14 protein-coding genes are annotated in these 14,402 nt (G+C 49.0%); all 14 read right to left on the bottom strand.

The window, feature by feature from the left end; all coding sequences use genetic code 11:
• Positions 1 to 379: 379 nt before the first annotated feature.
• The 14 genes from spo0A to BUB67_RS04015 all read right to left on the bottom strand — a co-directional run bounded on the left by spo0A (position 380) and on the right by BUB67_RS04015 (position 14,388).
• A complete protein-coding gene (gene spo0A / locus BUB67_RS04080) occupies positions 380 to 1,150 on the bottom strand; it encodes a sporulation transcription factor Spo0A (RefSeq protein ID WP_073236170.1) in 771 nt (256 codons plus the stop codon).
• 167 nt (positions 1,151 to 1,317) lie between these two features.
• Positions 1,318 to 2,670, bottom strand: a complete 1,353-nt coding sequence (gene spoIVB / locus BUB67_RS04075; RefSeq protein ID WP_073236167.1) for a SpoIVB peptidase — start codon at positions 2,668 to 2,670, stop codon at positions 1,318 to 1,320.
• A gap of 513 nt (positions 2,671 to 3,183) precedes the next feature.
• The gene (recN, locus tag BUB67_RS04070; RefSeq protein WP_073236164.1) at positions 3,184 to 4,878 is read right to left on the bottom strand and encodes a DNA repair protein RecN; all 1,695 of its coding nucleotides are present in this window, start codon (positions 4,876 to 4,878) and stop codon (positions 3,184 to 3,186) included.
• Between the two features lie 4 nt (positions 4,879 to 4,882).
• A complete protein-coding gene (argR, locus tag BUB67_RS04065) occupies positions 4,883 to 5,341 on the bottom strand; it encodes an arginine repressor (protein WP_073236161.1) in 459 nt (152 codons plus the stop codon).
• Positions 5,342 to 5,343: 2 nt separating this feature from the next.
• Positions 5,344 to 5,916 carry a tRNA 5-(aminomethyl)-2-thiouridylate-methyltransferase MnmM gene (gene mnmM / locus BUB67_RS04060; protein WP_073236158.1) on the bottom strand — a complete coding sequence of 191 codons (573 nt, stop codon included), beginning with the start codon at positions 5,914 to 5,916 and terminating at the stop codon, positions 5,344 to 5,346.
• Entirely contained in the window at positions 5,909 to 6,775 is an 867-nt protein-coding gene (locus BUB67_RS04055; RefSeq protein ID WP_073236155.1) for an NAD(+)/NADH kinase, read from the bottom strand. The genes mnmM and BUB67_RS04055 overlap by 8 nt, the downstream gene beginning before the upstream one ends.
• Positions 6,772 to 7,299, bottom strand: a complete 528-nt coding sequence (locus BUB67_RS04050) for a PDDEXK family nuclease (protein WP_073236152.1) — start codon at positions 7,297 to 7,299, stop codon at positions 6,772 to 6,774. The genes BUB67_RS04055 and BUB67_RS04050 overlap by 4 nt, the downstream gene beginning before the upstream one ends.
• Positions 7,300 to 7,475: 176 nt before the next feature.
• On the bottom strand, positions 7,476 to 8,282 hold the full coding sequence (locus BUB67_RS04045) for a TlyA family RNA methyltransferase (RefSeq protein WP_073236149.1): 807 nt from the start codon (positions 8,280 to 8,282) through the stop codon (positions 7,476 to 7,478).
• Between the two features lie 168 nt (positions 8,283 to 8,450).
• A complete protein-coding gene (gene dxs, locus BUB67_RS04040; RefSeq protein WP_073236146.1) occupies positions 8,451 to 10,364 on the bottom strand; it encodes a 1-deoxy-D-xylulose-5-phosphate synthase in 1,914 nt (637 codons plus the stop codon).
• 18 nt (positions 10,365 to 10,382) lie between these two features.
• Positions 10,383 to 10,964 carry a hypothetical protein gene (locus BUB67_RS04035; protein ID WP_073236144.1) on the bottom strand — a complete coding sequence of 194 codons (582 nt, stop codon included), beginning with the start codon at positions 10,962 to 10,964 and terminating at the stop codon, positions 10,383 to 10,385.
• A 783-nt stretch (positions 10,965 to 11,747) separates the two neighbouring features.
• A complete protein-coding gene (locus BUB67_RS04030; RefSeq protein ID WP_073236142.1) occupies positions 11,748 to 12,632 on the bottom strand; it encodes a polyprenyl synthetase family protein in 885 nt (294 codons plus the stop codon).
• Positions 12,632 to 12,868, bottom strand: coding sequence for an exodeoxyribonuclease VII small subunit (gene xseB, locus BUB67_RS04025; protein WP_073236140.1), 237 nt, complete (start codon positions 12,866 to 12,868; stop codon positions 12,632 to 12,634). Before xseB ends, BUB67_RS04030 begins: the two co-directional genes overlap by 1 nt.
• Before the next feature lie 12 nt (positions 12,869 to 12,880).
• Positions 12,881 to 13,516, bottom strand: coding sequence for a cyclodeaminase/cyclohydrolase family protein (locus BUB67_RS04020; protein WP_073236137.1), 636 nt, complete (start codon positions 13,514 to 13,516; stop codon positions 12,881 to 12,883).
• Entirely contained in the window at positions 13,510 to 14,388 is an 879-nt protein-coding gene (locus tag BUB67_RS04015) for a bifunctional 5,10-methylenetetrahydrofolate dehydrogenase/5,10-methenyltetrahydrofolate cyclohydrolase (protein WP_073236134.1), read from the bottom strand. Before BUB67_RS04015 ends, BUB67_RS04020 begins: the two co-directional genes overlap by 7 nt.
• Positions 14,389 to 14,402: the final 14 nt, after the last annotated feature.

Genomic DNA, 14,402 nt, shown 5'->3' with positions numbered 1-14,402 from the left:
AGTAAGCGAGTGAGCACGTTCACCTCCATCAGGGCAACAATTGGTTGACCCCGCAAAAAAGACATAAAGCCACACTGGCTCCGGTAAGCCGAACGAAGGAATGTAGAGATCCCGCCAGGGAATACTCCGGGAGAAATGATAGGGTTGTGTAACGGAGAAAATCAGACACCGGTGGGCTGAACCATAGTCTACAAAACTGCCCATGCTATGGGTTTAAGTAACACCACCATATCATTCCAAAAATAAACATATTAGGGTATTTGTAGAAAGGTTTATTGGCTTTCAAAATATGAAAAACTGCGTTATCAAGAGATAAACGCAGGTATTACTCAAAATATTGAGATAGGAGAGTAGATCAAGCTACTCTCCTTTTGCAATATTAACTTACTTTACTTTCAATTCTCAATTTGTCCGCCACCATGGCAATAAACTCGCTGTTGGTGGGTTTGCCCCGTTCCAGGTTGATGGTGTAACCAAAAAATTTGGTCATCATCTCGATATTGCCGCGATCCCAGGCCAACTCAATGGCATGTCTGATAGCTCGTTCTACACGACTGGGGGTTGTCTGATATTTTTGAGCAATCATCGGATAAAGTTCTTTGGTAACGGCGCCCAGCAGGTTGACTTCATTTATAACACAAAGAATTGCTTCTCTTAAGTAATGATAACCTTTTATGTGAGCAGGAACTCCCATTTCATGGATGATGTTGGTAACTGCAACGTCTAAATTGCGAGGTTTCGTGGTGGAGATATATTGAGAAACGGCCACCCCGTCTGCCAGCTGACGTATGCGGGTTGCCAGGACTGAAAAATCAAAGGGTTTCAAAATATAATAATCAGCTCCCAGTTCTACGGCCCGGGCAGTGACATTTTCCTGGCCAAAGGCGGTAAGCATAATAACCTTGGGTTTATGGCCCACCGCGCCGGTTGATATTTTCTCCAACACCCCTATACCATCCAGGTGAGGCATAATAATATCAAGCACCATAACATCCGGAGCCTGTTGATTGATTATTTCCAGGGCTTCCAAACCATTATTGGCAATGCCCACCAATACAAAATCATCCTGCTGATTGATAAATTCCTTCAACAGTTCACAGAATTCTCTGTTATCATCAGCAATTAACACCTTAATAGCCTTTCTAATCATAATGTAAGACCCCGCCTCCTATTTTTTCTCTTTATTTTTCCATAAAATGGAAAATGATTTTAATGCTTTAAGTCATTCGACAGGCGGGGTTTAATCTCCTTCTTGAAAACGTAAAATTTACCAAAATGGTTAAATTGATTCAATTCGACACATTTTGGGCTATTATTTTAAATTTTGGCTAACTTAGCAGGCGATATTTCTAATAGAGTCAATTTTTCGCAATTTCTCCCGCTCAATTGTTTCGGGAGAGTTCCGGAATCATACAACATCCATTCCGCAAATACACCGTAACCTCTGGAGGGATCATTGACAAAAACATGTGTTACGGCACCCACCAGTTTTCCATTCTGAATTATGGGGCTTCCTGACATGCCCTGAACGATTCCCCCGGTTTTTTGCAGTAATTTAGGATCGACGATTTTTATAATCATGCCCTTTCCCTCTGATCTTCCCTGGGGATGTACTTGCTGAATTTCTATTGCAAACTTTTCAATTTTGTCTCCCTGCAGCACTGTATAAATTTCAGCAGGCCCTTCCTTCACTTCCTGGGCCATGGCCACCGGTATGGTTTCCTTTTCGTAGGTATTGTTTGGTTCTTTTGTTAGTTTTCCGAAGATCCCACAGTTTGTGTTTTTTATTATATTGCCGGAAATATCATCTTCTCCCCGAAATACACCCAATTTTTCACCGGGCTGACCTTTTTTCCCCATTCTTATTCCTTCAATGCGGGCGCCGATAATTTTTCCCCTGTTCAAATTGATGGGCTGGCAGGTGTCTATATCACTGATAATATGTCCTAAGGCTCCATAGGCCCTTGTCTGCGGGTCGTAAAAAGTCATGGTACCCACACCGGCAGTACTGTCCCTAACAAACAGACCTATTCGGTAACGCTTGGTTTCGCTGCAGTAAATCGGTTTAATAATGGTTTTATAAATTTCCTGTGAATGCCGGTCTTTAAATTCCATATTCAAGGGTTTTCCGTCTTGACCTAATTTGTTGATCAAATCCCTGACCTGGCTTTCCGTCTCTACTTTCTCACCGTTTACTTTGATCAGTACATCTCCCAGTTCTACCCCTGCTTCCGCAGCCGGGTTATGCCTGACGCCCTTTTCATCTACAACGGCTGACCTGCCCACCACCATAACTCCCTCTGACTCCACCAACACTCCAATGGCCTGGCCACCGGGAATTACCCTTACTTCGGGCACCACACTGACCGTCATGTATCTGAGCGGGATTAAGCCAAATAACTTGACTTTTACTTCCAATTCCCCCGGGGTTGCTGCCACCGGTGTAGTATCTCCCAAATAAAATGTTGAGGGTTTTACACCGTCAATGGTAAACTCAAAATTATGTGCCAGAAACTTGGGCAATCTAAGATCAAAATCTAATTTTTCTCCCACCGAAACTCTCTGGTGTACAGGTAACTTTTTTAAGGTTTGGAACGGTAGCTGTAAACAAAGGCCCAAGAATATGACCACCATAAAAAACAGCGGCGTTTTATTTTTCCGGTAGTCCAAATACAGCCCCTCCTTTTTAATTTAATAAAGTTTTATAATCACCTCCTAATTCTAATTGAAACAACGAAAATTAAGTAATGCGGCAAAATCCAAATTAAATCTTAGTAACCTTAAGATAACCTTATAAAAATGCTTTTACTCATGCTATTTCTGCCTGAAATTGCCGAATTCAGAGTCTTTGCTTGTTGAGAGCCATTTTGTAAGTTTTGTTTCCTTTTCCGATTTTGTTTTTTTAAAAAAGCGGGCTTCCGGTATGTTAATTTTCTTACAATAAAAAGGACAAAAAAAAACGACTTTCTTTCACAGTCGTTAAAAACCCTAAAATTATTCAGGCTGTAGACAAACCACTAAGAGTAAGCAGGCAGCCTGGCTATTCCAAAAGCGAAGCGGGCAAGTAAGAGGTGAGATGTGAGAAGTTAGAGGTTGGAGGTCTTTCTCACTTCCAACATCTCACTTCTAACCTCTCAATTGCCAGGCTGCCTGCGCGGACTTTGTCAACACTCTGAATTATTTTTATTTTTTGTAAGCAGCGGACATTTTAAGCATTTGCAGAGCATGGTCTTTTACTACACCGGTAATTTCCCGACCGGCCAGCATTCTGGCCAATTCCTCCACTCTTCCGGTCTGGTCTAAACACTCCACCGACGTTTGAGTATGTCCGTTGACAACTTTTTTACTGATTAAATAATGAGTGTCCGCAAAACATGCTACCTGGGGCCCGTGGGTTACACAAATGACCTGCCGGTGACGCCCAACCTGGGCCAATTTTTCCCCGATAGCCTGCAGGGCCTTGCCGCCAACGCCTGTATCTATTTCATCAAAGATCAGGGTTGGCACTTCATCAACGCCGGACAACAGCACCTTGAGAGCCAGCATGATCCTGGAAAGTTCCCCTCCCGAGGCAATCTTCTGCAGGGGTCGCAGCGGTTCCCCCGGGTTGGGAGCGATCAGAAATTCAATGTCCTCCATTCCCCGGGCCGAAACTTCCTCTGTAGGGGTTAGACTTACCCTGAATTCTATGCCACCCATTTCCAAATACCTTAGCTCTTTTGCGGCCTTTTCTTCCAACTGATTGGCCGCTTTCTGGCGAAGTTTGGTCAGAACTTTTGCTTCCCGGCGCCATTCTTGCTCCAGATCCTTGATGGCTGCCTTTAATTCCTCTGCTTTTTCTGTACGGTTGTTCAGGGTGTTCAGTTCGGCAACGGCAGCATCCTTGTACTCCAGTATTTCCTTGACAGTGGAACCGTATTTGTATTTCAATTGTTTGATTAAGGAAAGACGATGCTCAATTTGGTTAAGACGCTCGGGGTTGTACTCCACGTTGTCCCGGTAGGAAGAAACCTCTCTGGCAGCATCCTCCATCTGGTAAAGAGCGGTCTCCAATACCTCTACCAGCCCCGCCAGGTCGGAGTCAATCTCCGCCAGTTCTCTGAGGGACGCCAGGGCCTTCCCTACCGACTCAATTGCCGGGGTTACACCGGTTTCTCCCCCGTAAAGGTAATCATAGGCTTCTCCTGCCAGACGGGAAATTTTTTCGGAATTCATGAGAAGCCGCCGCTCGTTGATAAGCTCGTCTTCCTCGTCCTCTGCCAATTGAGCTTTGGTGATTTCCTGCACTTGAAAAGAAAGCATATCCATGCGCCGGGCCAACTCCCGGGCACTGGTCTCCAGGTCCTTTAACTCAGAAGAGGTGTTCCTCCAGCGGGTATAAATTTCTTTAACTTTTACGGCCTGGTCCAACAATTCAGGTCCGCCCAGTTTGTCCAACAGCCAGCGGTGCCTGTCCTGATCAAGGAGAGTTTGTTGCTCATGCTGGCCCAGCATATCGACTAAGCCGCTGCCTATTTCTCGATAAAGGCTCAGGTTCACCGGGCGCCCGTTAATACGGCAGGTATTTTTGCCGCTGTGGCTTAGCTCCCTGGAAAAAAACAGCAGCCCGTCTTCTTCGCAGTCCACTCCCAGTTCTTCCATTCGCTTCTTCATCCAGGTTAGCTTAGAAACATCAAAGGTGGCCTGAACGGTGGCCTTCTCCCTGCCGGACCGGATAAAATCTGCTGAAGCCCGGCTTCCCAGAGCCACCTGCAGGGCGTCAATGAGCATGGATTTGCCCGCACCGGTTTCCCCCGTGACAATCGTTAGACCTTTGTCAAAATTCACCTCAACATCATCGATGAGGGCAAAATTTCTTATATATAACGAACGGAGCACAGGCTTACCCCCTTGCCAATTCCAGGAATCGCTGCACAACCTGAGGCGTGGCCTCTTTGGGTTTGGTAATAATCAAGATGGTATCATCCCCGGCCACCGTGCCGATAATCTCCGGCCAGTGGGCATGGTCAATGGCGGAAGCCATGCCCTGGGCTTCGCCGGGGGGGGTTTTAATAATGATCAAGTTCTCGCTGGAATTAATATCGCTCAAAGACATGCGAACCAAGCGTCTTAATCTGTCTTCGTTGCCACGGCGCATCATGGGTTCATCCGGAGAAGCATAGTAAGAAGTATTGTTTTCACCAGGTATTTTGATCAGACTTAGTTCCTTAATGTCCCTGGACACCGTGGCCTGGGTTACCTCAAACCCCTCCGCCCGCAATGCAGCCGCCAATTCTTCCTGGGTCTCAATGGTTCTTTCGCGGACTAATTCCAATATTTTTGCCTGGCGTTGTGTCTTCACACTTAATCCCCCGCCTTCTCTATCAAAAGTACTCCCGGTGCTGAGGGTGGCCGGTTGAGTAAATTTAGTTTCAAAACCTTGAATTTGAGAGAATCCAACTGAGAAGCCAATGCTTCCACGGCCTCCTTCTCTTCCTGTCCCCCGGGGTGACCCGGGTAAAGGACAATCACCAGCCGCCCGCCGGCAGCCAGCAGTTCCAGGGTATGTTCAATGGCTGGCAGCGTGGTGCTGCCCTGCGTTATGATTTCATGATTGCCTCCGGGTAGATACCCTAAATTAAAGATGGCCCCCTGTATAGAATGATCGATATATTTTTTTATATTCTGGTGGCCGTCCCGGATCAACTTAACCCGTTCATCCAGTACGCCTGCCGAAGCTAACCGCTGCCTGGTGTTTTCCAAAGCCTGGTCCTGAATATCAAAGGCATACACCTTCCCCTGTGGACCAACCAGTTGAGCCAGCATCAAGGTATCATGGCCGTTTCCCATTGTTCCGTCAACGGCACTGTGCCCCTTTTGTAGGATTTCCGAGAGAAAATGATGTCCCAGTTTGGCTGCCGTAAACCAGTTAATCAAGACCGCTCTGCCACTCCTTTAATTTTTCCCTTAAGACTTCATAAAACCCGGTCTTTTGAATTTTTAAAAAGCGGGCCTTCACCGGCGCTTTTTTCACCAGCACCCTGTCGCCTGCCTTTAAGGGAAAACCGTATTGCCCGTCCAGATTTAACCTCACATCGTCTACACAGGGCAAGACCTGAATCTCTACCTCGCTGTCCGGTGAGATGACGATGGGGCGGTTGGAGAGAGAATGGGGGCTGATGGGCGTAATTAACATAACATGGACTTCCGGTGATACGATGGGCCCGCCTGCCGAGAGGGAATAGGCTGTGGAACCGGTGGGGCTGGCTATAATGACCCCGTCAGCCGAAAATTCTCCTACAAACTCCTCATTCACCTTAATGTTCAGGCGAACCATTCGGAAGGAGGCTCCCTTTGACACCACGGCATCATTTAAACATACGGAGTTGTCAATAATCTCTCCGTCCCGTATAACGGCAGCTTCCAGCATCATTCTTTCTTCTATGTAATAATGGCCGGCAATTAAGGCTTGCATCTTTTCTCTGAGATCAGGAATATCAATTTCTGTCAAGAAACCCAGACGCCCCAGGTTGACGCCGAATATGGGTGTGCCGGTTGACGCGGTTTGCCGGGCACAGTTCAGCAGGGTACCGTCTCCGCCCCAAACCATAATACAGTCGCATTTTTCCGCCAAGTTCCTGGTAGACATTCCTTCTCCCCGGCGTCCTAACAAAGCTGCACTTTCCTGGTTAAATAACACTCTGATGTTTTGTTCCGTTAGCCAGGAAACCACTTTGCCGACAGGGTCTGATACATCACCTTTATTGCTGTTGACCACCAGTCCAATGGTGTTCAACTGAACGTTCCTCCTTTAATCAGTAGTAGAGTCACAATAATCCCTGCACAAAATGAGAGGATATAGGGAAGCGGGTTTAGACCCCTGGAGGATGGGAACTTGATCTGAAACTCCATGCGATAGATTTTTTGATTGTCCATGTCAAGCACCAGCACCCCGTCAGGGCGGTACACCAGAAAATACTCCAACAACTGCCTCCGGTTTTCCGGCGCAGCCGGTTTTTGGGCCACTTCACCGGTTTTCACGTCCACCACAAATACTTTATTACCCTTTTGCACAATCAGGTCAGCCTGGATATGGCTTTTATGTGGTTTCCCGTTTATTTTGGTTACAATGGGAACTCTCTCCTGGACAGCCAGAATCGTATATCCCTCTGACTCAAGAAACCTTCTGGCCGCCGCCTCCGCTTTGCCGGCCTTCAACACCCGTCGCCTGGCGGCATAGGACTGTCCCATTTTAATCATATTATAAATTAAAATTGCACCAATGATAATGCCTACAATGAGAAGGTCACCGGGGAGCATGGAAAACACCACCACCTCTGGCTAAAAGGTATTCCTTTGGGGTCCTGTCTGGGCTAATGGGTATTTCTTTTGGGTCCTGTATTGACTACCATACACTTAAAACAGGACCCCAGAGGAATATCCCCTAGCCCAGACAAGACCCCAAAGAAATACCCCCTAGCCCAGACTAATAAATCCTACCCCAAAGTCGAGTGCGTTTTTTCAACTACTTCACTTACCTCCGGCACAACTCCTGCTGTCCCATGCCCTTTCAAAAAGTACAGCAGGTATTCAATGTTTCCTTCGGGGCCACGGATGGGGGAAAAATCCAAGCCGCCCACCTGCCAGCCAAGACTGTCCACCACGGTTAAGATTTTATTGATGACATCCACATGGACTTCCGGGTCACGGACTACGCCCTTTTTACCTACCTTTTCTTTCCCCGCTTCAAACTGGGGTTTAATCAAAGCGATTCCTGCCGCCTCCGGCCGGGTCAGAAGGTCCACCCGGGGCAACACCAGGGATAAGGAAATAAAGGAAACATCAATGGTGGCAAAGGAGGGGACTTCCGTCAGGGCCCCCGGTTCCAAATACCGGATGTTTGTCCGTTCCAGGGAAACCACCCGGGGATCAGAACGGAGTTTCCAGGCCAGCTGTCCGTAACCCACATCAACGGCATAGACCAGCCTGGCCCCGTTTTGCAGCGCGCAATCCGTAAACCCCCCGGTGGAGGCCCCAATGTCGATGACGACCCTATCCTTTAAATCAATGCCAAATACTTTGATGGCCTTTTCCAGCTTTAACCCACCCCGGCTTACATAGGGGAGCGGGTTTCCCTGCACCTGTACATGGGATTCCGCTTTTACCGGGTGGCCGGGTTTATCCACCTTGACCCCGTCAACAAAAACAAGCCCGGCCATTACCGCGGCGCGGGCCTTCTCCCGGCTGGAAAAAAAACCGTTGTTCACAAGATAAACATCCAGACGTTCTTTAGTAACAGCCAATTGAATAGCCTCCAGTGGTTGGTTGGAGTAGAACCATGGTTATGGTTTTGTTATATAGGTTATCTAAAGCACGGGCTATTAGTTATTGACTATTAGCTATTGACCATTAGCCATTGGCCAAAAACCAAAAGCCAACAGCCAAAGGCCAAATGCTAAAGGCCAAAACACCTAGCCTCTAGCCCGGATAGCTTTCAACTTACGGACTTTCTTGACGTCTTTCCCCCATGCCAAAACTGTTTCAATAATGCCTTCGGCTGTCAGCCCGTAATTGGCCCTGAGAATATCTTGTTTGCCGTGCTCCACAAATTCGTCAGGAAGACCGATTCGCTTCACTTTAATATCCGTCTGCCCGGTGGCCTCCAACAGTTCCACCACCGCGCTGCCAAAACCACCCATGAGAACATGTTCTTCGATGGTTATGACATTTTTTATCCTGCCGGCATAATCCAAAATCAGTTCTTCATCCAGCGGTTTTACATAGCGGGCGTTGATCACCGCAGCTTCAATCCCCTGGACGCTGAGTTTTTCCGCAGCTTTCATAGCCTCTGACACCATGTTGCCAATGGCAATCAGTAAAATGTCGTTTCCCTCGCGCAGGACTTCACCCTTTCCGATGGGCAGGCGTTGCATTTCTTCATCCATGGGGACCCCTACTCCCTGGCCCCGGGGGTACCTGACCGCCACCGGTCCGCTGTGGTTGACAGCGGTTTTCAGCATATGCTGCAGTTCATTTTCATCCTTGGGAGACATAATAACAATGTTTGGTATGTGGCGTAAATAAGCAATATCAAACACTCCGTGGTGCGTGGGACCGTCATCGCCCACCAAACCGCCCCTGTCCAGAGCAAAGGTCACCGGCAGGTTTTGCAGGCATACATCATGTAAGACCTGGTCGTAAGCACGCTGCAAAAAGGTTGAGTAAATGGCTGCCACAGGACGGTACCCTGCCATGGCCATACCTGCCGCCATGGTAACAGCATGCTGTTCTGCGATTCCCACATCAAAATACCGCTTGGGAAATTCCCTGGCAAAAGCGTTTAATCCTGTACCACTGGGCATGGCAGCGGTAATCCCGATGATCTTGTTATCCTCTTTAGCCAGTTTAACCAGTGTTTTGCCAAATACCTCGGTATAGCTGGGCGCCCCGCCGGATTTTTTCACAGCTCCTGTGGACACATCAAAGGGGCCCACGCCATGGAACCGGTCGGGATTTTCCTCAGCCGGCTGATACCCTTTGCCCTTGCGGGTCAGCACATGAACCATAACCGGCCCACTGACGGCCCTGGCCTGCTGGAGCATGGTGATCATGGCCTTGATGTCATGGCCGTCCACCGGCCCCAGATAGGTAAAGCCCAGTTCCTCAAACAGCATCCCTGGCACCACCAGGTACTTCAAACTGTCCTTCAGCCTGTCTACGACTTTCAGGAGTTTGTTACCGTGGGGAAATTTTTGCAGTAGTTCGGCAATCTCGTCTTTACCCTTTGAATACTTGGGGTCTGTTCTCAACCGGCTTAAATAGCCGGATAAAGCACCCACGTTGGGCGCAATGGACATTTCGTTATCATTTAAGACCACGATTATATTGGTTTTTAAATGACCGGCATGATTCATGGCCTCAAAGGCCATGCCGCCGGTCATGGAACCATCGCCGATGACAGCCACCACGGAATATTGTTCTCCATTCAAGTCTCTGGCCAAAGCCATCCCCAGGGCAGCAGAAATGGAGGTGCTGCTGTGGCCGGTGGCAAAGGCATCATGGATGCTTTCCTCCGGCTTGGGAAAACCGCTGATGCCGCCATACTGCCGCAGGGTGGCAAACCGAGCCTGGCGGCCGGTCAGCAGTTTGTGCACATAACTCTGGTGACCCACGTCCCAGATGATCCGGTCCACGGCGGAGTTAAAGACCCGGTGCAGGGCCAGGGTGAGTTCCACCACGCCCAGGTTGGGCGCCAGGTGACCGCCGGTCACCGCCACGGTGTTAATAATCCTTTCCCTTATTTCCCCCGCTAAACTTTCCAGTTGTTTCAGACTTAAATTCTGTAAGTCCTGAGGACTGTAAATGTTTTTTAATAATGAGGTCAAACCTTGTCCACCCTCTTTTTAAGATCTGGGACGATTCTTTTTTCCCAGGTTTTTACCGGTAAGTTTCTGCCAGTAAGCCAAAAGCTTCCCTACCAAGAATATTACATCATTTGCCCTGGTTAACGCCAGTGTTTTTCCCAATGCTTTACCTGAAATCGTCATGGAAGCAATCAACGCCGTCATGATGATATTGGTCCAAAAGGCATCGGTGCCCGGGTTGTTACTAACTATTTTAACCACAATTGAGATCCCTAAAGCGCCGCTCACTGTACCGACGATATCGCCAATGACATCGTTGCATATATTGGCAACCTTACCGGCGTTGCGTAACAAAAAAACACCTTCCTTTGCCCCGCGTACACGTTTGGCCGCTTTGGCATGAAAAGGTGCTTCCTGGGCAGCCGTAACAGCTGTTCCGATAATATCAGCCAGGATCCCGATAAGTATAATAATCAATAAACCTGCCAAGGATATAAGTACACTTTTTACACTCCTGGTCATGGTTTCAGACAGGAGAGAAAAAATAACCGCCAGAAGGAAAGATCCAACGGATACAAAAAGAAGATAGCCCCTTGAAACATTTGATTTATGATTACCCAAAAAGTTCACCTCATGTGAGTATGTAAATTGAATAAGTGGTAGCAGATCAGGTAAACGTTGTGGCTTAGGTCCAGCAGGTTTTCCCATAGCGGTACCGGCTGTCGCCAAACCGGCGGTTTCCCATTAAACCCTATCTGAGGCGTCACCGCTCTCAGGGCTAGATTACCACTTAGTCCACACTTTAATCCCTGACCTGCCCCGGCGTGCTACCGGACAGCCTAGGAGTTTTCCTCAACAGCATCAGTCTTTCTTAGACTCTTTTGCAGCAAAAGTTTCATCCCACAACAGCGGCCTACGGGCCCGTATGCTGCCGTTGTACCAGGGGAATTCACCAGTGCCACTTCAAGTCAGGCTACGCTGCACGCAGCTTCCTACCACATGCAGGTTAACAACCAAGCCATAGTTCGTCGTTGCCGACTCCCCACGCACTTGGGTCTCCACGGGGACGGGGTCGATGCCCACATGCCGTTGCAGGTCGCCCCATCCCCTTAACTCCCAGTACCAGCCCCCAACTGGGCGTCGGAAGCCAGCACCAGGAACTTCATCGATGTGCCCTTGACGGATTTTTAGGCCCGCCTTCAGAAAGGTGATGCTGACTAGGATACTGCATCACTTATTTTTTAAGTATGTCTTTTGCACGCTATGAATTATAACATGCTGCAGCCTTTGCCTCAAATGTGCTTTCAAACTAAACCGGACCGGCCAATACAATGACAGCCGGTTTTTACAACGAAAACTCTTTTAATCATATACGCTATAGCTCTGGCTTGCTATAGCTATCTTTTAGTGATCTCTATTGATAATAAAATGCATCATCGATCTTAAAAATTCCGCTTCTGCACCAAAAATTTTTAATGCTTCTGTGGCTTCCCGGGCAGCGGCAGCGGCCATCTCCCTGGCCTTTTCCAGGCCGTAAAGGGACGGGTAGGTAACTTTTTTGTTTTTTACATCGCTTCCCACCGGCTTGCCGATTTTTGTCTCGTCTCCCTCGATATCCAATAAATCATCTTTAATCTGAAAGGCTAAACCCATTTGCTCCGCATAGGTGGTCAGCGCCTCCAATTGAACGGCGGTGGCTCCTCCGAGAATGGCGCCCGCTCTGACGGCGGCTCTGAAAAGAGCGCCGGTTTTATGGCGGTGGATGTATTCCAGCACAGGGGCCTCAATTTGCTTATTTTCGGAAAGAAGATCCACCACCTGGCCGCCGATCAAGCCGCGGGACCCTGCGGCCTGAGCAATTTCCAGGGTGACCCGGTTCACTGCCTCCGCAGGGCACTGTTCCCCGCAGCGGGCAATCAGTTCAAAGGCTATGGTAAGCAGTGCATCCCCCGTCAGAATGGCCATGGCTTCCCCGTACACCTTGTGGCTGGTGGGACGTCCCCGCCGAAAATCATCATTATCCATGGCCGGCAGATCATCATGCACCAGGGAATAGGTATGAATCAGTTCCAGGGCACAGGCCACCGGCATGACCTTATCTGTACTGCCCCCCACAGCCTTTGCCGCTGCCAAAACCAGAATGGGTCGTAACCTTTTCCCTCCCGCAAAAACACTGTAGCGCATGGCCTCGTGTATGGTGGCCGGATAGGCATCCGCCGGCGGAAGGTAATCATTTAAAGCATCATCTACCTGCCGGGACCATTGTTTTAATTCTTCGTGAAAAGACACTAGCGATTACCTCCCTGACAAACAGAGGGAGCTTCTTTCAATTCACCGTCTGCCATAAGCATGCTGATTTTTTGTTCGGCCTGTTCCAAACAACTGTTGCAATACTTGGACAGGGTGATTCCCTCCGCAAACAATTCCAGAGCCCGGTCAAGGAGAAGTTGATTTGATTCCAATTCCCTCACAACTTCTTCCAATCTACCCAGCGCCTGTTCAAAGCTAAGTTTTTCGACCTCCATTGTACACCCCCGTTACTCTTTCATTCGTGCCCGAACCCTTTCCAGGGTACTCCTGTAGACTTCCTCAGCCTCCAGCGTCAGTTGTTCTTTTTCTTCAATTAATTTCTTAACTTTTTCCATGTCGTTTATGTAACCAAGGTTGTCGTCCACCATCATGAGGGCCCCCTTGAGGGACGCCTCCAACAGGTGAGCCCCGACGCCCACATCACTGATGGCCAACTTGGCACCAATGGCTGCCAGTTCATTGGCTGCCTTCAGGCAGGACAGGCAAGTCCTGGCGATCTCCAGCGGGACTCCTGCAGACAGCAGCGCGGCCTGCTGCTTTTTCTGTTCCCGCAGGGCCTTTTCTTCCGGGGTATGCCTGGGCATAGCCAGCGCCTCCATAAAACCGTTAAAGGCATCCATATCCCTTTGGGCCAGGGATTTGAGGGCTTCCATATTTTTATCCAGGGAACTTATTATTCCGGTTATTTCCTGCATAAACTCTTTATATTTTTCTTTACCTACCGTAATACGGGCCACCATGCTCAGCAGCCCGGCGCCAAGGCAGCCGGTCATGGCAGAGACCCCGCCGCCACCGGGCTCCGGGGCAGGCGATGCGGCCTTTTGGAATAATTCTTCCACCGACCAGTTTAAATAATCTAACATAAGTTCTCCGCTTCCTCCCATTGCCTGGCCTTCTCCTGCAGGTGAATACCTTTGATCAGGTTCTTAAGCATCAAAACGGTGGTCAAACTTCCCACCCCTCCGGGTACAGGGGTAATGGCCCCTGCCACCTCTTTAACCCGCTCAAAGTCCACGTCCCCGGTAATCTGGCCATCCACTTCGCTGATGCCAGCATCCACCACCACCGCTCCGGGTTTCACCATATCCGCCGTAATCAAACCGGGCTTGCCCACCGCCGAGACAAGAATATCTGCCTGCCGGGTTAGGTGAGCTAAATCCTTTGTCCGAGTGTGGCATACCGTTACGGTGGCATGTTCGGCCAGGGCCATAAATACCAGTGGTTTCCCCACCGTCTCACCCCGACCTACGATCACCATGTGTTTACCCGCCAGGGAGATGCCGGACCGTTTCATAATCTCCAGGCAGCTCATGGGCGTGGCGGGCTGCAGGCAGACACCTCCGCTGATCAAATGGCCACGGTTGAAGGGGTGTAAACCATCCACATCCTTGAGCGGTGAAACGGCTTCCATGACCCGCTGCTTGTTGATATGAGACGGCAGGGGCATCATAATTAAGATTCCGTGAACGGAAGGTTCATTGTTAAGGTCCTCTATTTTTAGCTTTACATAAAGTTCACTGGCATTGGCCGGCAATTGATGCAGTTCAAAACAAACACCGGCGTTCTCACTGACTTTTTCCAGGAATCTGGCATAGGCCACCGAGGCCGGGTCCTCTCCTACCAGAAGCACTGCCAGTTTGGGTTTCGTCCCTTTTTCCTTTAGCGCCGCAATTTGCTGATTTAATTCTTCCCTGAGAATCGCCGTCACTTTCTTGCCATCCAGTATCTGTGCCATGATGTCTCCTTCCT

Origin of the sequence: Desulforamulus putei DSM 12395 (genome assembly GCF_900129195.1) — a bacterium.
In the GTDB taxonomy this organism is placed as follows: Bacteria; Bacillota; Desulfotomaculia; order Desulfotomaculales; family Desulfotomaculaceae; genus Desulfotomaculum; species Desulfotomaculum putei.
The sequence above is the reverse complement of the archived record's forward strand: the minus strand, read 5'-3'. Positions and strand labels throughout refer to the sequence as shown.